This is a genomic window from Streptomyces musisoli (genome assembly GCF_016741855.1).
Taxonomy (GTDB): Bacteria; Actinomycetota; Actinomycetes; order Streptomycetales; family Streptomycetaceae; genus Streptomyces; species Streptomyces musisoli.
Map to the genome: position 1 here is coordinate 107,250 of NZ_JAERRH010000004.1, position 26,082 is coordinate 133,331.

The 26,082-nt window shown below is 70.4% G+C and carries 21 protein-coding genes; 14 read left to right on the top strand and 7 right to left on the bottom strand.

Annotated features, from left to right (window positions below):
* Positions 1 to 7 precede the first annotated feature (7 nt).
* From JK361_RS13065 to recQ, 14 genes are all read left to right on the top strand, one after another.
* A complete protein-coding gene (locus JK361_RS13065) occupies positions 8 to 562 on the top strand; it encodes a NuoB/complex I 20 kDa subunit family protein (protein ID WP_007383964.1) in 555 nt (184 codons plus the stop codon).
* Positions 559 to 1,323: an NADH-quinone oxidoreductase subunit C gene (locus tag JK361_RS13070; RefSeq protein WP_201816484.1), complete on the top strand. Its 765-nt coding sequence runs from the start codon at positions 559 to 561 to the stop codon at positions 1,321 to 1,323. The genes JK361_RS13065 and JK361_RS13070 overlap by 4 nt, the downstream gene beginning before the upstream one ends.
* Positions 1,320 to 2,660 carry an NADH-quinone oxidoreductase subunit D gene (locus tag JK361_RS13075; protein WP_201816487.1) on the top strand — a complete coding sequence of 447 codons (1,341 nt, stop codon included), beginning with the start codon at positions 1,320 to 1,322 and terminating at the stop codon, positions 2,658 to 2,660. The genes JK361_RS13070 and JK361_RS13075 overlap by 4 nt, the downstream gene beginning before the upstream one ends.
* Positions 2,657 to 3,523, top strand: coding sequence for an NADH-quinone oxidoreductase subunit NuoE (nuoE, locus tag JK361_RS13080; protein WP_201816490.1), 867 nt, complete (start codon positions 2,657 to 2,659; stop codon positions 3,521 to 3,523). Before JK361_RS13075 ends, nuoE begins: the two co-directional genes overlap by 4 nt.
* On the top strand, positions 3,523 to 4,869 hold the full coding sequence (nuoF, locus tag JK361_RS13085) for an NADH-quinone oxidoreductase subunit NuoF (RefSeq protein WP_236052908.1): 1,347 nt from the start codon (positions 3,523 to 3,525) through the stop codon (positions 4,867 to 4,869). Before nuoE ends, nuoF begins: the two co-directional genes overlap by 1 nt.
* Complete coding sequence (locus tag JK361_RS13090; RefSeq protein WP_201816496.1) at positions 4,866 to 7,370, top strand: NADH-quinone oxidoreductase subunit G; 2,505 nt, start codon at positions 4,866 to 4,868, stop codon at positions 7,368 to 7,370. The genes nuoF and JK361_RS13090 overlap by 4 nt, the downstream gene beginning before the upstream one ends.
* A complete protein-coding gene (gene nuoH / locus JK361_RS13095) occupies positions 7,367 to 8,731 on the top strand; it encodes an NADH-quinone oxidoreductase subunit NuoH (RefSeq protein WP_201816504.1) in 1,365 nt (454 codons plus the stop codon). Before JK361_RS13090 ends, nuoH begins: the two co-directional genes overlap by 4 nt.
* Positions 8,724 to 9,374, top strand: coding sequence for an NADH-quinone oxidoreductase subunit NuoI (gene nuoI, locus JK361_RS13100; RefSeq protein ID WP_201816507.1), 651 nt, complete (start codon positions 8,724 to 8,726; stop codon positions 9,372 to 9,374). Before nuoH ends, nuoI begins: the two co-directional genes overlap by 8 nt.
* Positions 9,371 to 10,216 (top strand): NADH-quinone oxidoreductase subunit J, encoded by an 846-nt coding sequence (locus JK361_RS13105; protein ID WP_201816509.1) that lies wholly within the window; start codon positions 9,371 to 9,373, stop codon positions 10,214 to 10,216. Before nuoI ends, JK361_RS13105 begins: the two co-directional genes overlap by 4 nt.
* Entirely contained in the window at positions 10,213 to 10,512 is a 300-nt protein-coding gene (gene nuoK, locus JK361_RS13110) for an NADH-quinone oxidoreductase subunit NuoK (protein ID WP_028420845.1), read from the top strand. Before JK361_RS13105 ends, nuoK begins: the two co-directional genes overlap by 4 nt.
* Positions 10,513 to 10,527: 15 nt before the next feature.
* Positions 10,528 to 12,474 (top strand): NADH-quinone oxidoreductase subunit L, encoded by a 1,947-nt coding sequence (gene nuoL / locus JK361_RS13115; RefSeq protein WP_201816518.1) that lies wholly within the window; start codon positions 10,528 to 10,530, stop codon positions 12,472 to 12,474.
* 5 nt (positions 12,475 to 12,479) lie between these two features.
* Positions 12,480 to 14,051, top strand: a complete 1,572-nt coding sequence (locus tag JK361_RS13120; RefSeq protein ID WP_201816520.1) for an NADH-quinone oxidoreductase subunit M — start codon at positions 12,480 to 12,482, stop codon at positions 14,049 to 14,051.
* Entirely contained in the window at positions 14,048 to 15,697 is a 1,650-nt protein-coding gene (gene nuoN, locus JK361_RS13125; protein WP_201816521.1) for an NADH-quinone oxidoreductase subunit NuoN, read from the top strand. Before JK361_RS13120 ends, nuoN begins: the two co-directional genes overlap by 4 nt.
* A gap of 264 nt (positions 15,698 to 15,961) precedes the next feature.
* Positions 15,962 to 17,947 carry a DNA helicase RecQ gene (recQ, locus tag JK361_RS13130; protein WP_201816524.1) on the top strand — a complete coding sequence of 662 codons (1,986 nt, stop codon included), beginning with the start codon at positions 15,962 to 15,964 and terminating at the stop codon, positions 17,945 to 17,947.
* 28 nt (positions 17,948 to 17,975) lie between these two features.
* Here recQ and JK361_RS13135 read toward each other — a convergent pair whose 3' ends face one another.
* From JK361_RS13135 to JK361_RS13165, 7 genes are all read right to left on the bottom strand, one after another.
* Positions 17,976 to 20,741 carry a fumarate reductase/succinate dehydrogenase flavoprotein subunit gene (locus JK361_RS13135; RefSeq protein WP_201816527.1) on the bottom strand — a complete coding sequence of 922 codons (2,766 nt, stop codon included), beginning with the start codon at positions 20,739 to 20,741 and terminating at the stop codon, positions 17,976 to 17,978.
* Between the two features lie 11 nt (positions 20,742 to 20,752).
* A complete protein-coding gene (locus tag JK361_RS13140) occupies positions 20,753 to 21,541 on the bottom strand; it encodes an ABC transporter ATP-binding protein (RefSeq protein ID WP_201816530.1) in 789 nt (262 codons plus the stop codon).
* On the bottom strand, positions 21,525 to 22,439 hold the full coding sequence (locus JK361_RS13145; RefSeq protein ID WP_236052909.1) for an ABC transporter permease: 915 nt from the start codon (positions 22,437 to 22,439) through the stop codon (positions 21,525 to 21,527). The genes JK361_RS13140 and JK361_RS13145 overlap by 17 nt, the downstream gene beginning before the upstream one ends.
* On the bottom strand, positions 22,436 to 23,782 hold the full coding sequence (locus tag JK361_RS13150) for an ABC transporter substrate-binding protein (protein ID WP_201816534.1): 1,347 nt from the start codon (positions 23,780 to 23,782) through the stop codon (positions 22,436 to 22,438). The genes JK361_RS13145 and JK361_RS13150 overlap by 4 nt, the downstream gene beginning before the upstream one ends.
* Before the next feature lie 14 nt (positions 23,783 to 23,796).
* Complete coding sequence (locus JK361_RS13155; RefSeq protein WP_201816536.1) at positions 23,797 to 24,024, bottom strand: 4Fe-4S dicluster domain-containing protein; 228 nt, start codon at positions 24,022 to 24,024, stop codon at positions 23,797 to 23,799.
* Between the two features lie 32 nt (positions 24,025 to 24,056).
* Entirely contained in the window at positions 24,057 to 24,848 is a 792-nt protein-coding gene (locus JK361_RS13160; RefSeq protein ID WP_201816538.1) for a GntR family transcriptional regulator, read from the bottom strand.
* Positions 24,849 to 24,981: 133 nt separating this feature from the next.
* A complete protein-coding gene (locus JK361_RS13165) occupies positions 24,982 to 25,920 on the bottom strand; it encodes a M56 family metallopeptidase (protein WP_201816540.1) in 939 nt (312 codons plus the stop codon).
* Positions 25,921 to 26,082 lie beyond the last annotated feature (162 nt).

Below are 26,082 nucleotides of genomic sequence, written 5' to 3' on the forward strand. Positions count from 1 at the left end.
TAACGACATGGGACTCGAAGAAAAGCTGCCGAGCGGCTTCCTGCTCACCACCGTCGAGCAGGCCGCGGGCTGGGTGCGCAAGGCGTCCGTCTTCCCGGCCACGTTCGGCCTGGCCTGCTGCGCCATCGAGATGATGACCACCGGCGCCGGCCGCTACGACCTCGCCCGCTTCGGCATGGAGGTCTTCCGCGGCTCACCGCGCCAGGCAGACCTGATGATCGTCGCCGGCCGGGTCAGCCAGAAGATGGCGCCCGTCCTGCGGCAGGTCTACGACCAGATGCCCAACCCCAAGTGGGTGATCTCCATGGGTGTCTGCGCCTCGTCGGGCGGCATGTTCAACAACTACGCGATCGTCCAGGGCGTCGACCACATCGTCCCGGTCGACATCTATCTCCCCGGCTGCCCGCCCCGGCCCGAGATGCTGATGGACGCGATCCTCAAGCTCCACCAGAAGATCCAGTCCTCCAAGCTCGGCGTGAACGCCGAGGAAGCGGCCCGCGAGGCGGAGGAGGCGGCGCTCAAGGCCCTGCCCACGATCGAGATGAAGGGGCTGCTGCGGTGAGCGACGCGAACGGCACCAACGGCGTGAACGGGTCCGCGAACGGGGTGAACCCCGAGAAGGACCTCTCCGCCTCCAACCTGCCCGGCCAGCGCGGGCAGGGAGGCGAGGAGATCCGCGTCCAGCGCGGCATGTTCGGCGCCGACAACGGCGGCGACACCTCCGGCTACGGCGGCCTGGTCCGCTCGGTCCGACTCCCGGGACCGGCGGCACGCCCCTACGGCGGCTGGTTCGACGAGGTCGCCGACGAACTGGAAGGCGCCCTGGAGGAACAGGGACTCCTTCCCGAGAACGCCATCGACAAGACGGTCGTCGACCGCGACGAGCTGACCTTCCACATCGAGCGCGAGCACCTGGTCCGCGTCGCCCGCACCCTGCGCGACGACCCGGCCCTGCGTTTCGAGCTGTGCACCGGCGTCAGCGGCGTCCACTACCCGAACGACAAGGGCCGCGAGCTGCACGCCGTCTACCACCTGCGCTCGATCACCCACAACCGGCTGATCCGCCTCGAAGTCAGCGCCCCCAACAGCGACCCCCGGGTCCCCTCGCTGGTCGCCGTCTACCCGACCAACGACTGGCACGAGCGCGAGACCTACGACTTCTTCGGGATCGTCTTCGACGGTCACCCGGCCCTGACCCGGATCATGATGCCGGACGACTGGCAGGGCCACCCGCAGCGCAAGGACTACCCCCTCGGCGGCATCGCCGTCGAGTACAAGGGCGCCCAGATCCCGGCTCCGGACCAGCGGAGGTCGTACTCGTGAGCACGCAGTCAGCATCCGCCGCGTCGGCCGCGTCCGCACGCGAGACCACCGAGGGCACCGTATATACGGTCACCGGCGGCGACTGGGACGAGGTCGTCCAGTCCGCGGCCCGCGCCGACGACGAACGCATCGTCGTCAACATGGGTCCCCAGCACCCGTCCACCCACGGAGTGCTCCGCCTGATCCTGGAGATCGAGGGCGAGACGGTCACCGAGGCCCGCTGCGGCATCGGCTACCTCCACACCGGCATCGAGAAGAACCTCGAATACCGCACGTGGACGCAGGGCACCACCTTCGTCACACGCATGGACTACCTGACGTCCTTCTTCAACGAGACCGCCTACTGTCTCGCCGTCGAGAAGCTCCTCGGCGTCGAGGACCAGATCAGCGAGCGCGCCAAGATCATCCGAGTGCTCCTGATGGAGCTGAACCGGATGTCCTCCCACCTGGTGTGCATCGCCACCGGCGGCATGGAACTGGGCGCCACCACGATCATGATCTACGGATTCCGTGATCGTGAAATGATTCTCGACATCTACGAGCTGGTCACGGGCCTGCGCATGAACCACGCGTACATCCGGCCCGGCGGACTCGCCCAGGACCTGCCGCCCGGCGCGGTGGACCAGATCCGCGAGTTCGTGAAGAAGATGAAGAAGAACCTCCCGGAGTACGACAAGCTCGCCACCGGGAACCCCATCTTCAAGGCCCGCATGCAGGACATCGGCTATCTCGACCTCGCCGGCTGCATGGCCCTCGGCGCCACCGGCCCGATCCTGCGCTCCACCGGCCTGCCGCACGACCTGCGCAAGACGCAGCCGTACTGCGACTACGAGACGTACGACTTCGACGTCCCGACCGCCGACACCTGCGACGCCTACGGCCGCTTCCTCGTCCGCCTGGAGGAGATGCGCCAGTCGCTCAGGATCGTCGAGCAGTGCCTGGACCGGCTCCAGCCCGGCCCGGTCATGGTCGCCGACAAGAAGATCGCCTGGCCCGCCCAGCTCGCCCTGGGACCGGACGGACTCGGCAACTCCCTCGACCACATCAAGAAGATCATGGGCACCTCCATGGAGGCCCTGATCCACCACTTCAAGCTGGTCACCGAGGGCTTCCGCGTCCCGCCGGGACAGGCGTACGTGGCCGTCGAGTCACCCAAGGGCGAACTCGGCGTGCACGCCGTCTCCGACGGCGGCACCCGCCCCTACCGGGTCCACTTCCGCGACCCGTCCTTCACCAACCTTCAGGCCATGGCGGCGATGTGCGAGGGCGGCCAGGTCGCCGACGTCATCGTCGCCGTCGCGTCCATCGACCCCGTGATGGGAGGCGTCGACCGGTGACCACCTCTTCTTCCGAGCGGGGCGTCAGCCTGGGCATGCCCGGACTGCCCGCGCCCGCCTACCCGGACGACGTCCGGGCCCGGCTGGAGACCGACGCGCGCGAGGTGATCGCGCGCTACCCGGACTCCCGGTCCGCCCTGCTGCCGCTGCTCCACCTCGTGCAGTCGGAGGAGGGCCATGTCACGCGCACCGGCATGCAGTTCTGCGCGGACATGCTGGACCTGACCACGGCCGAGGTCACCGCGGTCGCCACCTTCTACACCATGTACCGGCGCAAGCCCTCCGGTGACTACCAGGTCGGGGTCTGCACCAACACGCTGTGCGCGGTGATGGGCGGCGACGCGATCTTCGAGACCCTCCAGGAACACCTGGGCGTCGGCAACGGCGAGACCACCGACGACGGCAAGGTCACCCTGGAGCACATCGAGTGCAACGCGGCCTGCGACTTCGCGCCGGTCGTGATGGTCAACTGGGAGTTCTTCGACAACCAGACCCCGGCGAGCGCCAAGCGCCTGGTCGACGACCTGCGCGCGGGACAGCCCGTCGAGCCCACGCGCGGAGCCCGGCTCTGCACGTTCAAGGAGACCGCCCGGATCCTGGCCGGCTTCCCCGACGAGCGGCCCGGGGCCGTCGAGGAGAGCGGCAGTGCGGGACCCGCGTCACTGGTGGGCCTTCGCCTGGCAAGGGGAGAGGCCGCACCCGCGCGCGTGGTCCATCCGCGCGGAGGTCCGCATGAGGAGCCGCAGGACAGGGTGCACGAGCCCTCGCCGGCCGAGCACCTCAGCTCCCATGACGCGCCGCAGGACACATCGGCCTCCGACCCAGCCCACCCGGCAGGGCCTACCGCTGAGGAGGGGGAGTGATGACCGTGGTACCCGAGGTCAAGGACACGAGCCCGGAGAAGCTGCTCGCACCCGTGCTGTCGGCCTTCTGGGACGAGGACCGGTCCTGGACTCTGGACGTCTACCGGAGGCACGAAGGGTACGAGGGGCTCCGCAAGGCGCTCGCCATGTCACCGGACGACCTCATCGCCTACGTCAAGGAGTCCGGGCTGCGAGGCCGCGGCGGCGCGGGATTCCCGACCGGAATGAAGTGGCAGTTCATTCCGCAGGGTGATGGAAAACCGCACTATCTAGTTGTCAACGCCGACGAGTCGGAACCGGGCACCTGCAAGGACATCCCGCTCCTCTTCGCGAACCCGCACAGCCTCATCGAGGGCATGATCATCGCGTGTTACGCCATCAGGTCGTCGCATGCCTTCATCTATCTGCGTGGTGAAGTCGTCCCCGTTCTGCGGCGGTTGCACGAGGCCGTGCGCGAGGCCTACGCGGCGGGCTACCTCGGCGAGAACATCCTGGGCAGCGGACTCGACCTCCAGCTCACCGTGCACGCGGGTGCGGGCGCGTACATCTGCGGTGAGGAGACCGCACTGCTCGACTCGCTCGAAGGCCGCCGTGGTCAACCGCGGCTGCGTCCCCCCTTCCCTGCGGTGGAAGGCCTCTACGCCTGTCCGACTGTGGTGAATAACGTCGAGTCGATCGCGTCAGTTCCCGCCATCCTGAAAAACGGCAAGGACTGGTTCAGGTCGATGGGCAGCGAGAAGTCCCCGGGCTTCACGCTCTACTCGCTCAGCGGCCACGTCGCGAGCCCCGGCCAGTACGAGGCGCCGCTCGGCATCACCCTGCGCCAGCTCCTCGACATGAGCGGCGGCATGCGGCCGGGCCACCGCCTGAAGTTCTGGACACCGGGCGGCTCGTCCACGCCGATGTTCACCGACGAGCACCTCGACGTCCCCCTCGACTACGAGGGCGTCGGCGCCGCCGGCTCCATGCTCGGCACCAAGGCCCTGCAGTGCTTCGACGAGACGACCTGCGTGGTGCGGGCCGTCACCCGCTGGACCGAGTTCTACGCCCACGAGTCCTGCGGCAAGTGCACGCCCTGCCGCGAGGGAACGTACTGGCTGGTGCAGTTGCTGCGGGACATCGAGGCAGGCAAGGGCGCCATGTCCGACCTCGACAAGCTCGCCGACATCGCCGACAACATCAACGGCAAGTCCTTCTGCGCCCTCGGCGACGGCGCCGCATCCCCGATCTTCTCCTCGCTGAAGTACTTCCGCGAAGAGTACGAGCAGCACATCACGGGCCGGGGCTGCCCCTTCGACCCGGCCAAGTCGACGGCCTGGGCGGACCGCCCGGAGGTGAACGCATGACCGTGACCACCAGTGCTCCCTCCGGAGGGGGAGAGGCGGCGGTCCCGCCGGAAGACCTCGTCACGCTGACGATCGACGGCGCCGAGATCAGCGTGCCCAAGGGCACCCTGGTCATCCGGGCCGCCGAACAGCTCGGCATCGAGATCCCGCGGTTCTGCGACCACCCCCTGCTGGACCCGGCCGGTGCCTGCCGCCAGTGCATCGTCGAGGTCGAGGGCCAGCGCAAACCGATGGCGTCCTGCACGATCACGTGCACCGACGGCATGGTCGTGAAGACCCACCTCACCTCGCCGGTCGCCGAGAAGGCCCAGCACGGCGTGATGGAACTGCTCCTCATCAACCACCCGCTCGACTGCCCGGTCTGCGACAAGGGCGGCGAGTGCCCGCTCCAGAACCAGGCCATGTCGCACGGCAACGCCGACTCCCGGTTCGAAGGCAAGAAGCGCACCTACGAGAAGCCCGTGCCGATCTCCACGCAGGTGCTCCTCGACCGCGAGCGCTGTGTGCTCTGCGCCCGCTGCACCCGCTTCTCCAACCAGGTCGCCGGCGACCCGATGATCGAGCTGATCGAGCGGGGCGCCCTCCAGCAGGTCGGCACCGGCGAGGGCGACCCGTTCGAGTCGTACTTCTCCGGCAACACCATCCAGATCTGCCCGGTCGGCGCGCTCACCTCGGCCGCCTACCGCTTCCGCTCCCGCCCCTTCGACCTCGTCTCCTCGCCGTCGGTCTGCGAGCACTGCTCCGGCGGCTGCGCCACCCGCACCGACCACCGGCGCGGCAAGGTCATGCGGCGCCTCGCCGCGAACGACCCCGAGGTCAACGAGGAGTGGATCTGCGACAAGGGACGCTTCGCGTTCCGGTACGCGCAGACGAAGGACCGCCTGGAGACACCCCTCGTACGCAACGCCGACGGCGTCCTGGAGCCGGCTTCCTGGCCGGAAGCCCTGGACGCGGCCGCGCGAGGCCTGACCGCCGCCCGCTCCCGTGCCGGTGTCCTCACCGGCGGCCGGCTGACCGTCGAGGACGCCTACGCGTACAGCAAGTTCGCGCGCGTGGCGCTCGACACCAACGACATCGACTTCCGCGCGCGCGTGCACAGCGCCGAGGAGACCGACTTCCTGGCGGCCCGGGTGGCCGGCCGCGGCCGCGACCTGGACGGCACGGGCGTCACGTACACCTCCCTGGAGAAGGCACCCGCCGTCCTGCTGGTCGGCTTCGAGTCGGAGGAGGAGGCACCCGGCGTCTTCCTGCGGCTGCGCAAGGCCTGGCGCAAGCACAAGCAGCAGGTGTTCGCGCTGGCCACGCACGCCACCCGCGGCCTGGAGAAGACCGGCGGCACGCTGCTGCCGGCCGCTCCTGGCACCGAGACGGAGTGGCTGGACGCCCTCGCGGGCGGCGTCGGCCTGGAGGAACCCGGCACACGCGCCGCCGAGGCCCTGCGCGCCGAGGGCGCGGTCATCGTCGTGGGCGAGCGGCTGGCCGCCGTGGCGGGCGGCCTCACCGCCGCCCTGCGCGCCGCCACCGCGACCGGCGCCGGACTGGTCTGGATCCCCCGCCGCGCCGGTGAGCGCGGCGCCGTCGAGGCGGGCGCGCTGCCCTCGCTGCTGCCGGGAGGCCGCCCGGCGACCGACCCGCGCGCGCGGGACGAGGTCGCCGCCGCCTGGGGACTGGCCGAACTGCCCCTGCGCTACGGCCGCGACACCCAGCAGATCATCGAGGCCGCCGCCGGCGGCGAACTCTCCGCGCTCGTGGTCGCCGGTGTGGAGGTCGCCGACCTGCCCGACCCGGCACGCGCGCGTGAGGCGCTGGAAAGTGTCGGCTTCCTGGTGTCGCTGGAACTGCGGCCCAGCGAGGTCACCGAACGCGCCGACGTCGTCCTTCCGGTCGCCGCGGTCGCCGAGAAGGCGGGCACCTTCCTCAACTGGGAAGGCCGCGTCCGCTTCTTCGAGGCCGCGCTCAAGCCCGACCAGATGACCCGCAGGCTCGCGCCGACCGACACCCGCGTCCTGCAGATGCTCGCCGACGCCATGGACGTCCACCTGGGTCTGCCGGACCTGCGCACCACGCGCGCGGAGATCGACCGGCTCGGCCCCTGGGACGGCCCCCGCGCCTCCGCACCCATGGAGTCCGCGGGCGTGCTGCCCCGCCCGGCCGTCGGCGAGGCCGTACTCGCCGGACACCGGCTCCTGCTCGACCGGGGCGTCCTCCAGGAGGGCGACGAGGCGCTCGCCGGCACCCGGCACGCCGCACGCGCGCGCGTGTCCGCCGCGACGGCCGCCGAGGCGGGCGTCGAGAACGGCGACGCACTGGCCGTCACCGGCTCCGCCGGCACGGTCGAGCTGCCGGTCCAGATCACCGAGATGCCCGACCGGGTGGTCTGGCTTCCGCTGAACTCCGCGGGCGCCGGCGTCGCCTCCGACACCGGGGCGCGGCCCGGTTCCCTCGTCCGCATCGGCCCGGCGGCAGTCGCCGGAGAGGCCCCCAAGGAGGTGGAGGCATGAGCACGTACCTCGCCGCTGAAGACCTCTCGATGTTCGGCCGCGACCCCTGGTGGCTGGTCGTCGTCAAGGCGGTGTTCTGCTTTGCCTTCCTGATGGTGACCGTGCTGTTCTCCATCGTCTGGGAGCGCAAGGTCGTCGCCTGGATGCAGCTGCGCATCGGCCCCAACCGGCACGGCCCCTGGGGCATGCTCCAGTCGCTCGCCGACGGCATCAAGCTGATGCTCAAGGAAGACGTCATCGTCAAACGCGCGGACAAGGTGGTCTACGTCCTCGCGCCGATCGTCGCGGCCATCCCGGCCTTCATGGCGATCGCGGTGATCCCGTTCGGCCCGGCCGGCAACGAGATCTCGATCTTCGGCCACCGCACCACGATGCAGCTCACCGACCTGCCCATCGCGATGCTGTACGTCCTCGCGGTCGCCTCGGTCGGCATCTACGGCATCGTGCTGGCGGGTTGGAGTTCCGGATCCACCTACCCGCTCCTCGGCGGCCTGCGCTCCTGCGCGCAGATGATCTCCTACGAGATCGCCATGGGCGCCGCGTTCGCCTCCGTGTTCCTCTACTCGGGGTCGATGTCGACGTCCACCATCGTCGAGCAGCAGCACGACCGCTGGTACATCCTGCTGCTGCCGGTCTCCTTCATCCTCTACATCGTCACGATGGTCGGCGAGACCAACCGGGCCCCCTTCGACATGCCGGAGTCCGAGGGCGACCTGGTCGGCGGCTTCAACACCGAGTACTCGTCCATCAAGTTCGCGATGTTCATGCTCGCCGAGTACGTCAACATGGTCACCGTCTCGGCCGTCTCGACCACCCTCTTCCTCGGCGGCTGGCGCGCCCCCTGGCCGATCAGCGGCTTCTGGGAGGGCGCGAACCACGGCTGGTGGCCGCTGCTCTGGTTCGTCATCAAGGTCCAGCTGCTGCTGTTCTTCTTCATCTGGCTGCGCGGCACGCTCCCGCGCGTGCGCTACGACCAGCTGATGAAGCTCGGCTGGAAGGTCCTCATCCCGGTCTCCGTGACCTGGCTGATGCTGGTCGCGACCGTCCGCGCCCTGCGCAACGAGAACTACGACTTCGCCGACATCGCCCTCTACGTCGGCGGCGGTGTCCTCGCCCTGCTGCTCATCTCCTTCGTCGCCGACATGTTCCGCGTGAAGGCGAAGACGGCCGAGCAGTCCGCCGACCAGCAGCCGGGCTTCGACCCGCTGGCGGGCGGATTCCCCGTACCGCCGCTGCCCGGACAGGAGCTGCCGGCGGTGCCGCGGCGCCGCCCGCGCCGCGACCGGGAGCTGATTGTCAGTGGCGGGTCGGAGACTGTCAGTGACGGATCTACGGATGGAAAGGAGGCGTCCGATGGCTGAGGAGCCTCAGGAGCCCGGGCAGACCAAGCCCGGCTTCCAGAACCCCGTGGCCGGCTTCGGCGTGACCTTCAAGGCCATGTTCAAGAAGCGGCTGACCGAGCAGTACCCGGAGCAGAAGAAGACCACGGCTCCGCGGTTCCACGGACGGCACCAGCTCAACCGCCATCCGGACGGCCTGGAGAAGTGCGTCGGCTGCGAGCTGTGCGCCTGGGCCTGCCCCGCCGACGCCATCTACGTGGAAGGCGCCGACAACACCGACGAGGAACGCTACTCGCCGGGCGAGCGGTACGGCCGCGTCTACCAGATCAACTACGCCCGCTGCATCCTGTGCGGACTGTGCATCGAAGCGTGCCCCACGCGCGCGTTGACGATGACGAACGAGTTCGAGCTGGCCGACTCCAGCCGCGCCAACCTCATCTACACCAAGGAGCAGCTGCTCGCCGGCCTCGAAGAGGGCATGGTGGACACGCCCCACGCGATCTTCCCCGGGACGGACGAACAGGACTACTACCGGGGCCTGGTGACACAGGCCGCTCCCGGCACGGTCCAGCAGGTCGCCGTCTCCAAGGGCGAAGTCCCGCAGGAGGCCGCGTCCACCTTCGGCGAGGACGAGCCGGCCTCGGAGAAGGTGATCGGCCGATGAACGCGCAGCACCTCGCCGCCTACACCACCTCCACCGGTGAGGCCTTCCAGTTCTGGGTCCTCGGCACGATCGCGGTGATCGGCGCCCTGTGCACCGTCTTCATGAAGAAGGCCGTGCACAGCGCGCTCTGCCTCGCCGGGACCATGATCATCCTGGCGATCTTCTACCTCGCCAACGGCGCCTACTTCCTCGGGATCGTGCAGATCGTCGTCTACACCGGCGCGATCATGATGCTGTTCCTGTTCGTGGTGATGCTCGTCGGCGTCACGGCCGCGGACTCCCTGAAGGAGACCATCAAGGGCCAGCGCTGGCTGGCCCTTCTGTGTGGCGTCGGCTTCGGTGTCCTGCTGTTCGCAGGCATCGGCAACGCGTCCCTGAAGGAGTTCAACGGCACCGGCCAGGCGAACGCGAACGGCAACGTCGAGGGCCTCGCGTCCCTCATCTTCACCAAGTACGTCTTCGCCTTCGAAATCACCGGCGCCCTGCTCATCACGGCCGCCGTCGGCGCCATGGTGCTCACCCACCGCGAACGCACCGAGCGCGCCAAGACCCAGCGCGAGCTGTCCGAACAGCGCATCCGCGAGGGCAGGCACGTCCCGCCGCTGCCCGCCCCCGGTGTCTACGCCCGGCACAACGCCGTGGACATCGCGGGCCTGCTGCCCGACGGCACCCCGTCCGAGCTGACCGTCAGCAAGACGCTGCGCGAACGCGGCCAGATCCGTGATGTGTCCACGGAGGCGCTCAACGACCTGCGGGCGCTGGAGCAGCGCGCGGAGGAACGCCTGGAGCGCACGGCCATCGAGCCGGAGACGTTCAAGCGGCCCGAGGAGGCGTCGAAGTGAACCCGGTCAACTACCTCTACCTCGCCGCCCTGCTGTTCACGATCGGCGCGACCGGCGTCCTCATCCGGCGCAACGCCATCGTGGTCTTCATGTGCATCGAACTGATGCTGAACGCCTGCAACCTCGCGTTCGTCGCCTTCTCCCGGATGCACGGCAACCTCGACGGCCAGATCATCGCCTTCTTCACGATGGTCGTCGCCGCCGCGGAGGTCGTGGTGGGCCTCGCGATCATCGTGTCGCTGTTCCGTACCCGCCACTCGGCCTCGGTCGACGACGCCAGCCTGATGAAGCTGTAAGGGGTCGGAAGAATCGTGGAGAACCTGATCGCGCCGCTCATCGCGGCGCCCCTGCTCGGAGCGGCCGTCCTCCTGGTCGGCGGCCGGCGCCTGGACCGCGTCGGCCACTGGATCGGCACGCTCCTGTCGACCGCCTCCTTCGTGTTCGGCCTGATCCTCTTCGCCGACCTGCTCGGCAAGAACGCCGAACACCGCACGCTGACCCAGCACCTGTGGACCTGGATCTCGGTGGGCGGCTTCCAGGCGGACGTCACCTTCCGCCTCGACCAGCTGTCCATGACGTTCGTCCTGCTCATCACGGGCGTCGGATCACTGATCCACCTGTACTCGGTCGGCTACATGGAGCACGACGAGCGGCGCCGCCGCTTCTTCGGCTACCTGAACCTGTTCCTCGCGGCGATGCTGCTGCTCGTCCTCGCCGACAACTACCTGCTGCTGTACGTCGGCTGGGAGGGCGTCGGTCTCGCCTCCTACCTGCTGATCGGCTTCTGGCAGCACAAGCCCAGCGCGGCCACGGCCGCCAAGAAGGCATTCCTCGTCAACCGCGTCGGCGACATGGGCCTGTCGATCGCGATCATGCTGATGTTCACCACCTTCGGCAGCTTCGCCTTCGGCCCGGTCCTCAGTCACACCGGTGACGCCTCCGAGGGCAAGCTCACCGCGATCGGCCTGATGCTGCTGCTCGCCGCCTGCGGCAAGTCCGCCCAGGTGCCGCTGCAGTCCTGGCTCGGGGACGCCATGGAGGGCCCGACCCCGGTCTCGGCCCTCATCCACGCCGCGACGATGGTGACCGCGGGCGTCTACCTGATCGTCCGCTCCGGCGCCGTCTTCAACGCCGCCCCCGACGCCCAGCTGGCCGTCACCGTCGTCGGCGCCGTCACGCTCCTGTTCGGTGCGATCGTCGGTTGCGCCAAGGACGACATCAAGAAGGCGCTGGCCGGCTCGACCATGTCGCAGATCGGCTACATGGTCCTCGCCGCCGGCCTCGGCCCCATCGGCTACGTCTTCGCGATCATGCACCTGGTGACGCACGGCTTCTTCAAGGCCGGACTGTTCCTCGGGGCCGGTTCCGTGATGCACGGCATGAACGACGAGGTCGACATGCGCCGCTACGGCGGCCTGCGCAAGTACATGCCGGTCACGTTCATCACGTTCGGCCTCGGCTACCTCGCCATCATCGGCTTCCCGGGCCTGTCCGGCTTCTTCTCCAAGGACAAGATCATCGAGGCGGCGTTCGCCAAGGGCGGCACCGAGGGCTGGATCCTCGGCGGCGCGGCCCTGCTGGGCGCGGCCATCACCGCCTTCTACATGACACGCGTGATGCTGATGACGTTCTTCGGAGAGGAGCGTTGGAAGAACCAACCCACTCGCTCCCCGGAGGCGCCGAGCGCCGAGCCCGCCGCCGAGACCCGCGGCGAACACAGCGAGCCGCACCCGCACGAGTCCCCGAAGGTCATGACGATCCCCATGATCGTGCTGGCCGTCGGATCCGTCTTCGGCGGTGCCTTCTTCAGCATCGGCGACCGCTTCCTGCACTGGCTGGAGCCTGTCACCGGCCACAGCGAAGGCGACTCCCCGCTCAGCGCGACCGCGGTCACCGGCGCCACCATGGTCTGCCTCGTCATCGGCGTCGCCATCGCCTGGGCCCGGTACGGCCGCAAACCCGTCCCGGCCGTCGCCCCGCGCGGCTCGCTGCTCACCCGCGCGGCCCGCCGCGACCTGTTCCAGGACGACTTCAACCACGTGGTCCTGGTGCGCGGCGGCGAGCACTTGACGCGCTCCCTGGTCTACGTCGACCACACCCTGGTCGACGGGGTCGTCAACGGCACCGCGGCCGGCTTCGGCGGCCTGTCCGGACGACTGCGCCGGCTCCAGAACGGCTTCGCCCGCTCCTACGCGGTCTCGATGTTCGGCGGTGCGGCACTCCTCGTCGCCGCGACCCTGCTGATGAGGGCGGTCTGATACCGATGTCCTTTCCTCTGCTGACAGCGACGGCGGCGCTCCCGGCGCTCGGGGCCGTCGCCACGGCCGCCGTGCCGGCCGCACAACGCACCGCCGCCAAGTGGCTGGCGCTGCTCGTCTCGCTCGCCACACTCGCCCTGGCGATCACCGTGCTGCTCCGCTTCGACCCGGACGGCGCCCGCTACCAGCTCACCGAATCCCACGCCTGGATCAAGGACTTCGGGGTCAGGTACGAGCTGGGCGTCGACGGCATCGCGGTGGCGCTGATCGCGCTGACCGCCGTACTGATCCCGTTCATCATCCTCGCGGGCTGGCACGACGCCGACCCGCTGGAGACCGGCAGCCGCCGCTGGCGGCCCACCCAGGGCTTCTTCGCGCTGATCCTCGCCGTCGAGGCGATGGTGGTCATCTCCTTCGAGGCCACCGACGTCTTCCTCTTCTACATCTTCTTCGAAGCCATGCTCATCCCGATGTACTTCCTCATCGGCGGCTTCGGGGACCGTGCCCACGAGCACGGCGAGGAGACGGCGGCCACCCAGCGGTCGTACGCCGCGGTGAAGTTCCTCCTCTACAACCTGGTCGGCGGCCTGATCATGCTGGCCGCGGTGATCGGCCTCTACGTGGTGGCCGACAACTTCAGCCTCCAGGAGATCGCCTCGGCCCGCGCGAACGGCTCGCTGCACATGGCGACCAGCACCGAACGCTGGCTGTTCCTCGGCTTCTTCTTCGCCTTCGCGGTGAAGGCGCCGTTGTGGCCGCTGCACACCTGGCTGCCCAACGCCATGCAGGAGTCCACCGCACCGGTCGCCGTCCTCATCACCGCGGTCGTCGACAAGGTGGGCACGTTCGCGATGCTCCGCTTCTGCCTCCAGCTGTTCCCGGAGGCCAGCAGGTGGGCGACGCCCGTCATCCTCGTACTGGCGCTCATCAGCATCGTCTACGGCGCGCTGCTCGCCGTCGGCCAGCGGGACATCAAGCGCCTGGTGGCCTACGCGTCGATCTCGCACTTCGGCTTCATCATCATGGGCATCTTCGCGATGACCAGCCAGGGCCAGTCCGGCGCCACGCTCTACATGGTCAACCACGGCATCTCCACGGCCGCGCTGATGCTGGTCGCCGGCTTCCTCATCTCCCGGCGCGGCTCGCGGCTCATCGCCGACTACGGAGGCGTGCAGAAGGTCGCCCCGGTGCTCGCCGGCACCTTCCTGATCGGCGGCCTCGCCACCCTCTCCCTGCCCGGACTCGCGCCGTTCGTGAGCGAGTTCCTGGTCCTGGTCGGAACGTTCACCCGCTACCCGGTGATCGGCATCATCGCCACCTTCGGCATCGTCCTCGCCGCTCTGTACGTCCTCGTCCTGTACCAGCGGACGATGACGGGACCGGTGAAACCCGAGGTCTCCGCGATGCCCGACCTCCGCGTGCGCGAGCTGGTCGTCGTCGCCCCGCTGATCGCGCTGCTGATCTTCCTGGGCGTCTACCCGAAGCCCGTCACGGACATCGTCAATCCGGCGGTCAAGCAGACCATGTCCGACGTACACAAGAAGGACCCCAAGCCCGAGGTGGAGGCGGCCAAGTGAGCGCACCAGCCGTCCACAGCCTGTGGACAACAGCGGCCGAACCGATCTCGAAGATCGACGCGCCGAAGATCGAATACGGACAATTGTCGCCGACGCTGATCGTCGTCGGTGCGGCGCTGATCGGGGTCCTCATCGAGGCGTTCGTCCCGCGCAAGTCCCGCTACTACGCGCAGGTGTTCGTGTCCGTCGTCGCCCTGTGCGCCGCGTTCGCCGCGGTCGTCGCACTCGCGGCCGACGGATACGGCACCACGAAGGCGCACATCGCGGCCATGGGCGCGATCGCGGTCGACGGCCCGGCCCTCTTTCTCCAGGGCACGATCGTGCTGGCCGGCCTGGTCGGCCTGTTCACCTTCGCCGAACGGCGCCTGGACCCGGTCGCGCACGGCAGCCGCGTCGACTCCTTCGCCGCGCAGGCCGCCTCCGTGCCCGGCAGCGACAGCGAAAAGGCGGCGGTGAAGGCCGGCTTCACCACCACGGAGGTCTTCCCGCTCCTCCTCTTCGCGATCAGCGGCATGCTGATCTTCCCGGCGGCCAACGACCTGCTGACCCTGTTCGTGGCCCTGGAGGTCTTCTCCCTGCCGCTGTACCTGCTGTGCGCACTGGCCCGCCGCAAGCGGCTCATGTCACAGGAAGCCGCGGTCAAGTACTTCCTGCTGGGCGCGTTCGCCTCGGCGTTCACCCTGTTCGGCATCGCCCTGCTGTACGGCTACGCGGGCTCGGTGTCGTACGCGCGGATCGCCCAGGTCGTCGACGGCACCGTCACCGACGTCGACCCGGCACTGGCCAACACCATGGGCAACGACGCGCTGCTGCTGATCGGCGGCGCCATGCTCGTCATGGGCCTGCTGTTCAAGGTGGGCGCGGTGCCGTTCCACATGTGGACACCCGACGTCTACCAGGGCGCGCCCACCCCGGTCACCGGCTTCATGGCGGCGGCCACGAAGGTGGCCGCGTTCGGCGCGCTGCTGCGGCTGCTCTACGTCGTCCTGCCCGGACTGCGCTGGGACTGGCGGCCGGTCATGTGGGCGGTCGCGATCATCACCATGCTGGGCGGTGCGATCGTCGCCATCACGCAGACCGACATCAAGCGACTGCTGGCGTACTCGTCCATCGCACACGCGGGATTCATCCTCGCGGGTGTCATCGCCACGTCGAAGGACGGCGTGTCGTCGGTCCTCTTCTACCTGGCGGGCTACTCGTTCGTGACGATCGGCGCGTTCGCGGTGGTCACCCTGGTGCGGGACCCGGGCGGCGAGGCCACCCACCTGTCGAAGTGGGCCGGTCTCGGCCGCCGCTCGCCGCTGGTGGCGGCCGTGTTCGCGGTGTTCCTGTTGGCTTTCGCCGGTATCCCGCTGACCTCCGGGTTCGCCGGGAAGTTCGCCGTGTTCAAGGCGGCGGCGGACGGCGGCGCGGTCCCGCTGGTCGTGATCGGTGTGATCTCCTCGGCCATCGCCGCGTTCTTCTACATCCGCGTGATCGTGCTGATGTTCTTCAGCGAGCCGAAACCGGAAGGCCCCACCGTCGCCGTACCGTCCCCGCTGACCATGCTGGCGATCGGCATGGGCGTGGCGGTGACCTTGGTCCTCGGTGTGGCACCGCAGTACTTCCTGGACCTGGCGAACCAGGCGGGAGTCTTCGTGCGCTGACGGGTTCCTCACACACGCCGCTGCCCGGCGCCCTCCGGATCGAGAGCGCCGGGCAGCGGCATGTCCCCGGAACGACGGGCCGGCGCGGCAGCCCGGCCCCGCGGAACGCCCGCCCGCCATCCACGTCACGACACGCCCCGTCACCAAGAGTGACGCCAGAGACCGGACGAACCTGTGGATAACTCCGAGGCTGTCGGTCCGGACCCCTATGGTGGAGGCAGCGGTCGTAAGACGACACACGGGGGACCGACGGGGGCCAGGACGATGGGCGTGACGGGCGGGATCAGCGAGATGCCACAGGTGACCGAAGGGCCGGGCACGGCCGACAGTGAGGCGCTGGCCACGCTGCACCGGGTCTTCGGATACGAGGCCTTCCGGGGTGAGCAGCAGGCGATCATCGAGCATGTCGTGGCGGGCGGCGACGCCCTCGTCCTCATGCCGACCGGCGGCGGCAAGTCGCTCTGCTACCAGATCCCGGCCCTGGTCAGACCCGGCACAGGCGTCGTGATCTCGCCGCTGATCGCCCTCATGCAGGACCAGGTGGACGCCCTGCGGGCCCTCGGCGTCCGGGCGGGCTTCGTCAACTCCACGCAGGACTTCGACGAGCGGCGCATGGTCGAGGCCGAGTTCCTGGCCGGCGAGCTGGACCTGCTCTACCTGGCGCCGGAGCGGCTGCGCCTGGACGCCACGCAGGATCTGCTCTCCCGCGGCAAGATCTCCGTCTTCGCCATCGACGAGGCGCACTGCGTGTCCCAGTGGGGCCACGACTTCCGCCCCGACTACCTCACCCTGTCCCTGCTCGGTGAGCGCTGGCCGGACGTCCCGCGGATCGCCCTCACCGCGACGGCCACCCGCGCCACCCACGAGGAGATCACCCAGCGGCTGAACCTGCCGGCGGCCCGCCACTTCGTCGCCAGCTTCGACCGGCCCAACATCCAGTACCGGATCGTGCCCAAGGCAGACCCCAAGAAGCAGCTGCTCGCCTTCCTCCGGGAGGAACACGCGGGCGACGCCGGCATCGTGTACTGCCTCTCACGCAACTCCGTCGAGCGGACGGCGGAGTTCCTGACCGCCAACGGCATCGAGGCGGTGCCGTACCACGCGGGCCTGGACGCGGGCACACGCGCGGCGCACCAGTCCCGGTTCCTCCGCGAGGACGGCCTGGTCGTGGTCGCGACCATCGCCTTCGGCATGGGCATCGACAAGCCGGACGTCCGCTTCGTCGCCCACCTGGACCTGCCCAAGTCGATCGAGGGCTACTACCAGGAGACCGGCCGCGCGGGCCGCGACGGCCTGCCGTCCACGGCCTGGATGGCGTACGGCCTGAACGACGTCATACAGCAGCGCAAGCTGATCCAGTCCGGCGAGGGCGACGAGGCGTTCCGCCGCCGGGCCGCCGCCCACCTCGACGCCATGCTCGCGCTGTGCGAGACCGCCCAGTGCCGCCGCGGCCAGCTGCTCGCCTACTTCGGCCAGGACCCCGACGCCGCGGGCTGCGGCAACTGCGACACCTGCCTCACCCCGCCGGAGACCTGGGACGGCACGATCGCCGCTCAGAAGGTGCTGTCCACGGTGGTGCGGCTCCAGCGGGAGCGCGGCCAGAAGTTCGGCGCGATCCAGATCGTCGACATCCTGCTCGGCAAGCGCACCGGCAAAGTGATCCAGTTCGACCACGACCAGCTGTCCGTCTTCGGCATCGGCCAGGACCTGACCGAGGGCGAGTGGCGGGGCGCCATCCGCCAGCTCTTGGCCCAGGGACTGCTCGCGGTGGAAGGGGAGTACGGCACGCTGGGGCTCACCGAGGCGAGCGGCTCGGTACTGCGGCGCGAGCGCGAGGTGCCGCTGCGCAAGGAACCCAAGAAGCCGGCCGCCACCCGGCAGCGGTCCGCCGGCGCCTCCGCAGGCTCCGGAAAGGCCAAGGCCGCCGCGGTCGAGCTGCCCGACGAGCTGCTCCCCGCCTTCGAGGCCCTGCGGGCCTGGCGCGCCGAACAGGCCAGGGAGCAGGGCGTCCCGGCGTACGTCATCTTCCACGACGCCACCCTGCGGGAGATCGTGACCCGCAGGCCCGGTTCGGTGCGGGACCTGGGCACGGTGAACGGCGTCGGCGAGAAGAAGCTGGCGACGTACGGGGAAGGCGTGCTCCAGGTGCTGGCCTCCCTGGACGGTGCGGCGCCGGCCGCGGCCGACGACACACCGGACGCCGACTGGCCCGAGCCGGCCGACGAGCCGGAGCCGGACGACTGGATATAGCCCGGCCCGGCCGGCCTCGGCACGGGACTCACAGCCCCCGCGCCGCGTAGGCCCGGACGTCCGCGTCCGAGTCGGCCGTGGCCGTGGCGAGTGCCGCCCGCGCCTCCGCCGAGGCCCGGTGCCGGCCAAGGGCCAGCACCGCCGCCTTGCGGACGTCCGCGTTGACGTCCGCGAGGGCCTTGGCAAGGGCGGGCACGGCCGTATCGACGGCCGCGGCCGACAGCGCGCCCGCGGCGCCCGACCGGACCTGCCAGGCCGGGTCGGACAGGGCGGCCACGGCACGGGCGGCGAGCGGCGGCGGGCAGCCGGTGGCGGCCAGCGCGCCGAGCGCCGCACCACGCACCAGCGGGTCGGCGTCCTCGGTGAGCCGGCCCAGCGTGACGGTCAGCAGATCCCGGTCGGAGGCGGAAACGGGCGCCGCACCGAGCGTCGCCAGGGCCTTGGCCACGGTGACCCGGACCTCCCGGGAGGGATCGTCCGCCGCGGCCGACACAGGCCGGACCGCGTCCACCGAGACCAGCGCCCGTACGGCCTCCGTCCGGACGGCGATGTCGGGGTCGTCCAGCGCCGCCGCGAACACCCCGGCCTCGGCGAGCCGCAGCGCCCGCAGCACATCGAGGGCGGCGGCACGGACCACCGGATCCGCCTGGGCGAGCGCACCGGTGAGGGCGGCACCCAGAGAGGGTTCGGGCGGCAACGTCTCGACGAGTTCACGCAGTGAGGCGGCGGCGGTCGCGCGGACCTCGGCATCGGGATCGGCGAGCGCACCGGCGAGGGCCTGCCCGGTGCCCGGCGGCAGGGTCTCCGTGAGCACCGAGACGGCGGTGCGGCGGACCGCGGGATCCGCGTCGGTCAGATAGGGCTCGACCGCGGCGAGATCGGGCTCCGCCTCGGCCAGCCCCAGCAGCTCCAGCAGCCGGGGCGAGGCGGAGCCGCCGGCGTCCGTCCGGTCCACGAAGCCGGCGGCACGCGCGGACGAGGGCCCCGCGGCCACCGGCGCCACCTCGCGCGGCCCGGCCGTGGCCACGTGTTCGGGACGGACCTCGCCCAGGTGCCGGGAGGGACCGCCGACAGGCGTGAACTCCTCCACCGGAACCAGATAGGGAGCCACGGGACGAGCCGTGAACTCCATCGCACCAGAGGGGGACTTGTGCAGATCGAGATGGTGGAACCAGGAGACGTCGTCGCGCCCGGGGTGGTCGAGACGTTCGTGATAGAGGCCCCAGCGGGACTCGGTACGGGCCAGGGAAGCGCGGGCGGCCATCTCCGCGCAGTCACGTATGAAGGTGACCTCGGCGCAGCGCATCAACTCGTGCGGCGTGCGGGCACCCATCGCGTCGATGTCGGCGCGCATCCGCTCGAACGCCTCCAGCGCCAGGGAGAGCCGCGCGCCGGACTTCGGCGGTGCCACGTAGTCGTTCACGAAGCGGCGCAGCTTGTACTCGACCTGGGGCTGCGGCGGGCCGTCCGGGTTGCGCAGCGGACGGTAGATCAGCTCGTGCGCCTCGCGCACCTGGTCCGCGGGAAGCTCGCCTTCGTACGCCGAGTACCGGGCGGCGTCGGCACCGGCGAGGTCACCGAAGACGAAGGCGCCGATCATGTAGTTGTGCGGGACGCAGGCGAGGTCGCCGGCGGCGTACAGACGAGGGACGGTCGTGCGCGCGTGGTCGTCGACGCGGACTCCGGAGGCGGAGTGGCCGCCGCACAGGCCGATCTCGGAGATGTGCATCTCGATGTCGTGGGTGCGGTAGTCGTGCCCGCGGCCGGCGTGGAAGGTGCCGCGGGTCGGCCGCTCGGTGGAGTGCAGGATGGACTCCAGCGCGGAGACGGACTCCTCGGGCAGATGGCTGAGCTTGAGGTAGACCGGGCCGCGGTCGCTGGCGACCTCGGCGGCGAACTCGGCCATCATCTGCCCGGACCAGTAGTCGGAGTCGACGAAGCGCTCGCCGTGCCGGTTGACCTGGTAGCCGCCGAAGGGATTGGCGACGTAGGCACAGGCCGGCCCGTTGTAGTCCTTGATCAACGGGTTGATCTGGAAGCACTCGATACCGGTCAGCTCGGCGCCCGCGTGGTAGGCCATGGCGTACCCGTCACCGGCGTTGGTGGGGTTCTCGTAGGTGCCGTAGAGGTAACCGGACGCGGGCAGGCCGAGCCGGCCGCAGGCACCGGTCGCGAGGATCACCGCGCCCGCGCGGACGGTGACGAAGCCGCCGGTACGCGTGTTGAAACCGACCGCGCCCACGGCCTGCCCCCGGGCGGTGAGGACCCGGACCGGCATCACCCGGTTCTCGATCCGGATCCGCTCCCGCATCTCGCGCCGCCGCAACTGCCGGTACAGGACCTTTTTGACGTCCTTGCCCTCTGGCATCGGCAGTACGTACGAGCCGGAGCGATGGACCTGGCGGACCGCGTACTCGCCGTGCTCGTCCTTCTCGAACTTGACCCCGTACGACTCCAGCCGCTGCACCATCGCGAAGCCACGGATGGCGGTCTGACGGACGGTGGACTGGTCGACGATGCCGTCGTTGGCGCGGGTGATCTCGGCGACGTAGTCGTCGGGCTCGGCACGACCGGGGATGACCGCGTTGTTGACGCCGTCCATGCCCATGGCGAGCGCGCCGGAGTGCCGGACATGGGCCTTCTCCAGCAGCAGGACGCTCGCGCCGCGCTCGGCGGCGGTCAGCGCGGCCATGGTGCCGGCGGTCCCTCCGCCAATGACGAGGACGTCGCAGGTCAGCTCCTCGGCGTCGGTGACGGCGGGAATCTGCAAGGGGGTGGGCGCGGGGGAGGTCACCGGGATGCCTTTCAGGAACCGAGCGAGGTCAGGATGTCGCGGCGCAGCGCCGCGCGGGCCGGATCGTCGAAGGCCGTACGGTCACGGGGGCGCGGCACCTCGCGCACGGCGGACACGCGCCCGGAGCCGATCAGGGCCACACGGTCGCCGAGGAAGAGGGCCTCGTCCACGTCGTGCGTAACGAAGACGACGGTCGCGCCCGTACCGCGCAACACCTCCACCAGCAGGTCCTGCATGCCGGAGCGGGTCTGGGCGTCGAGGGCGCCGAAGGGCTCGTCCATGAGGACCGCGCGCGGGCTGTCGGCCAGGGCTCGGGCCAACTGGGCGCGCTGGCGCTGCCCGCCGGACACCCGGTGCGGCAACTGCCCCGCCTGCACGCTGAGGCCCACCCGCGCGAGCCACGCCTCGGCCCGGGAGCGCCGCTCCGCGCGGGGGACGCCCCTGATGGCGAGGGGGAGTTCGACGTTTCCGCGCAGGGTGCGCCAGGGCAGCAGCGCGTCCTCCTGGAAGACCAGCGCGCGGTCGGCGGACGGCCCGGTGAGCGGCCTGCCGTCCACCTCGGCCGTGCCGCCCAGCGGCGGCAGCAGCCCGGCGAGCGTGCGCAACAACGTGGACTTGCCGCAGCCGGAAGGGCCGACGACGGTGAGGATCTCGCCGGCGGCGACCTCCAGGTCGACGCCGTCGAGGACCGGGGCGTCCGGGCGGCCGAGGACGGCCGAGCGAAAGGCGAGGCGGGTGCCGCGCACCGCCTTGGGTGCTGGTGCGGCGGGAGCGGTGACGGTCTCAGACGAGGTGCTCATCGCGGGCCTCCTCGGCGTCGTTCTGGCCCTGTTGCTCGGACTGGGCCTGCTGCTCGGGATCGTTGTCGGGGTGAGCGGGGGCGGCCAGGGGCCGGGGAGCGCGGGTGCGGCCTGCGGGCACGTACGAGGTGCGGGGCAGCCAGCGGGTCAGCCGGCGGCCGAGGAGTTCCACGGCCGTCGAGGTGATCCAGCCGAGCACACCGATCGTGACCATGCCGACGAAGACGTCCGGGTAGTCGACCACCGTGTAGTCCTGCCAGGTGCGGTAGCCGACGCCGTACTGGCCGGAGATCATCTCCGCGGAGATCACACAGATCCAGGACACGCCGATCCCCACCGACAGCCCGCCGAAGATGCCGGGCAGCGCGCCCGGCAGTACGACCGAGCCGAGGATCCGCAGCCGGCCGCCGCCCATGGTGCGCACCGCCTCCTCCCAGACCGGGGTCAGCGCGCGGACCGCGTGCCGGGTGGAGACGAGCACGGGGAAGAAGGCGGCGGTGCAGGTGATGAAGACGATGCCCTGTTCGTTCGAGGGGAACAGGAGGATCGCGACCGGGACGAGGGCGATCGCCGGGATCGGGCGGACGACCTCGAGCACCGGGCCGAGCAGGTCCTCGGCCAGACGGGAGCGGGCCACGAGCACGCCCGTCGCCACGCCGAGGACGGCCGCGAGCGCGAAGCCGGTCAGGATGCGGGTGAGGCTGTCGGTGAGGTCGGTCCAGTAGTCGTCCCCGGAGAGCCGGCCGGCGAAGGCGTGAGCCACGTCGGTGACCGTCGGGAACTGCGAGAAACGCAGCCACAGGTCGATGTCCAGGCTGGTCAACAGCTGCCACAGACCGAGAGCGGCGGCCAGGGAGGCGGTCCGCAGCGCATACCGGGACAGGGGCCGCCGGGTCATGAGGCCCGCTCCAGGGCCTCACGGTACGACACCGTCCGCGCGCCGCCGTGGGCGGAGACGTAGTCCTGTGCGGTGGCCGGTGTGACGAAGGGCAGTAGCTGGTCGCCGTCGGACACCCAGACCGCCTTGTCGGCGAACCAGAGGGTGCCGGTGGTGGCGTCGGGCACGTAGGCGGCGCGGATGCCGTCCTGGTGTGCCGCCAGGTGGGCCAGCAGTTGCTTCGGCGACTTGAAGGAGAGTGTCTTGTCGCTTCCCTCGGCCCAGGCCTCGCTCGCGGCCGGCGGGGGCGGCGCGGTGAGCCGCTTGGCGTACGACGCGCCGAGGGCCTTCTTCACGTACCGGTCGTCGACGAAGGAGTCCACGTCGATGTCGCCGGTCAGTTTGGCGGCCTTCAACACGGACACGTCCTTCTTCAGGGCGGAGACCAGCCGCGGTGCCAGAGCCGGGTTGAACGTGGCTATGCCGTGGGCGCCGTTGTAGAGGTAGACGACCTCGGCGGGCAGGCCGGTGGCCTCGGCGACCTTCTCGGCGGCGGTGACGGGATGGCTGTCGAGGTAGTCCGTCGCCTGGTCCTGGGCCTTGAGGAAGGCTTCCAGGACGGCCGGGTGCTGCTGGGAGAAGTCCTCGCGGGCGGTGACGCCGTGGAACGTGGGCAGGTTCAGCTGGGCGCCGTCGTACAGGGCCTTCGCCTTGCCCTGGTAGGCGAGCAGGCCCGGCCAGGCCACGAACTGGGACAGTGCGTCCACGCTGCCGGAGGACAGCGCTGAAGCGCCTACCGCGGGCTGCTGGTTGAGCTTGGAGATCCCCTTGTCCGGGTCGATGCCGGCGCGCTGCAGGGCGCGTACGAGGGTGCCGTCGGCAGCCGAGCCGACGCTCGTGGAGACCTTCTTGTCCTTCAGTTCCTTCAGGGACGTGAGGGTGGAGTCCGGTGCGGTGACGACGGTGTTGAGTCCGCCGCGCAGGTTGTAGCCGGTGACGGAGACCAGGTGGGTCGGGCGGCCGAGCTGCTTGCCGCGGGCCGCGTTGAGCAGCAGCGGGAAGTCACCCATCGAACCGATGTCGATCTTGCCGGCGGTCATCTGTGCGGTGATCGGGGCGCCGGTGGCGTAGTCCTGCCAGTCGACCTTGTAGGTGTGGCCGTCGTGCAGGGAGTTGAGCTGCTTCTCGAAGTATCCGAGGGAGCGCAGCAGGGTCCCCGCGGTGACGGTATTGATGGTCTTGGACTGGTAGCCGACGGTCACGGTGACCGTGGAGCCGCTGCCCGCCTCCGCGCTGCCGCCGCAGGCGGTCAGGGGCAGCAGGAGCGTGGCGGCGGACAGGGCGACTGCCGTGCGTCGTTTCATGGTGGTTGTACCTCTCACCGCAGCAGGTAGGGCATGTTGACCGTGACGGCCCCGGTGGGGCAGCGCGCCGCGCACGGGCCGCAGTACCAGCACTCGTCGACGTGCATGTACGCCGTGCCGCTGCTGTCGTCGATGGCGAGGGAGTCCAGCGGGCACATGTCCACGCAGAGGGTGCAGCCGTCGATGCACTTCGACTCGTCGATGGTCACGGGCACGTCGGCCCGCTGGGGCGCCAAGGGCATGGCTGTCTCCAGGAAACGTGCAGGCAGGGTGGTTACGACCGGTGCAGCAGGCCGCTCATGGTGATGCGGTCGCCGCGGAAGCGGATGAACTCCAGGTCGACGGGGCGGCCGTCGGCGAGGTGTGTGAGCCGCTCCAGCATCAGCACGGCGGCGCCGCGCGGGGCCTGGAGGACGGCCGCGGAATGTGCGTCCGCGTTCACCGCCTCCAGGGTGATCTCGGCGTGGCCGAGAGGCCGGCCGGTGATGGCTTCCAGGAGCCGGAAGACATCGGTGTTCTCCAGGTCGGCGCCGAGCAGGGAGGCGCCGATGTCGAGCGGGATGTAGGTGACGTCGAGAGAGAGGGGGAGGCCGTTCAGGCGGCGCAGGCGTTCGATGTAGAGGACGTCGGCGCCGGCCGGGACGCGGAGGCGTTCGGCCACGGGGACGGGTGCGGGAGCGGGGCCCATGGTGCGGACCTCGTTGGTGACGCGGCCGTGTTCGCGGAGGGTTTCCGCGAGGCCCATGAGGCGGTCGAGCCCGTGGGGGTATTTCCGGGCGACGACGACGGTGCCGACTCCGGGCAGCCGGTCCACCAGGCCCTCGGCCCGGAGCAGGTCCAGGGCCTGACGGACGGTGTTGCGGGAGGCGCGGTAGTCGGTGGCGAGGATGGACTCGTGAGGAAGGGTGCCGCCGTCCTGGTAAGCGCCGGTGAGGATCTGGCGGCGTAGTAGGTCGGCGAGCTGCCGAGCCCGGTCCGCACGCAGCCGACGCCGTGCGCGGTGGGCTGCGACGGTAGTCGCGGCGCCCTGCCCGGCATGGTCTCGGGGGCGGTCGTTGGCTGGCATGGCTGGAACCATACCTATGAGGTAGGGAAAGACGTGTTGCTGAAGTGTTGCGCCAGGTGACGATTCCTCGGATAAGTCGCTGACATGGGCTTTTACCTCCGGGCGGGGCAAGATCTGCCACCCGGCGGCACGGTCAGGACAGCGCCGTCAGACCCGGAGCGAAGGTGATCAGCAGCGGCAGCAGTGGCACCAGCGCCGCCACCGTCGTCGTCAGCGCCCGGTGCCGGCGCAGCAGCCGTGGTGGTGGCTCCAGCAGGCGGTCCACGCGTTCCCCGAGGAAGCGGCGGCTGGAGTCGCAGGAGAGGACACCCCGGTGCTGGTTCAGCTCGATCAGGGCGAGGGCGGTGGTGAGGTGGCCACAGCGCCGGGACGCCGTGTCGTCGGCGGCCAGCTCGACCAGACGGTGCGTCTGGTCGCAGAAGTGGGTGAAGAGCGGCACGCGCGGGAAGCCCGTGGCGAGTGCGGTGGACAGGTGCAGCAGCCAGTCGTGGTGGGCGCGGGCGTGCCCCCGCTCGTGGGTGAGGACGGCGTCCAGTTGCAGGTCGGTGAGGCGGTGCAGCGCCCCCGTGGTGACGACCAGTTGCGGCGGGTGTCCCGGCATCCACCAGGCGTCCGGGTACTCGTCCTCGAGCACCAGCATCGGCCCGCGTGCCGCGGGCAGCCCGGCTGGCAGCTCGGGGGCGCGTTCGCGCAGATTCGCCCGGGCCTGGCCCCGGCTGCGGCGGGCCTCGACGAGTTCGCGGGCCAGCATCGCCGTCGTCCAGGCGGCCCCGCAGGCCAGCACCACGGTGAGTACGGCGGCCCACGCCGGTGCGGTGGACAGGTCGTAGGCGGCGGTGACGGCGGGCGGCGCGGGGGCGAACACGCGGTCGCGGACGGTGTGGAAGACGGCCGCCGCGCCCAGGACCAGTGCGGTCAGGCAGCACAGCAGGACGGTGGCGACCAGGCACTGCCACACCCACAGCGCGACGACGGGGTCCCGCTCGGGCCAGGCCGCCCGGGTCAGCGCACGCGGCGCCGGCACGGCGGCCGTCAGGGCGACGACGCTCAGCAGGAGCAGGCAGACGGTCATGCCGGGGCTCCGGTTCCTGGTCGGAGAGTGTGCGGGTGTCGGTGGTGCCGGGCACGCGGTGCACGGCCGTGTGCCGTGCGGGGTGCGTGTCCCTGTCAGTATGGCGAAGACGGGCGGTATGAGTCAGGTGCCGGCGGCGATCCGCCCGTATGGCGGCACGCG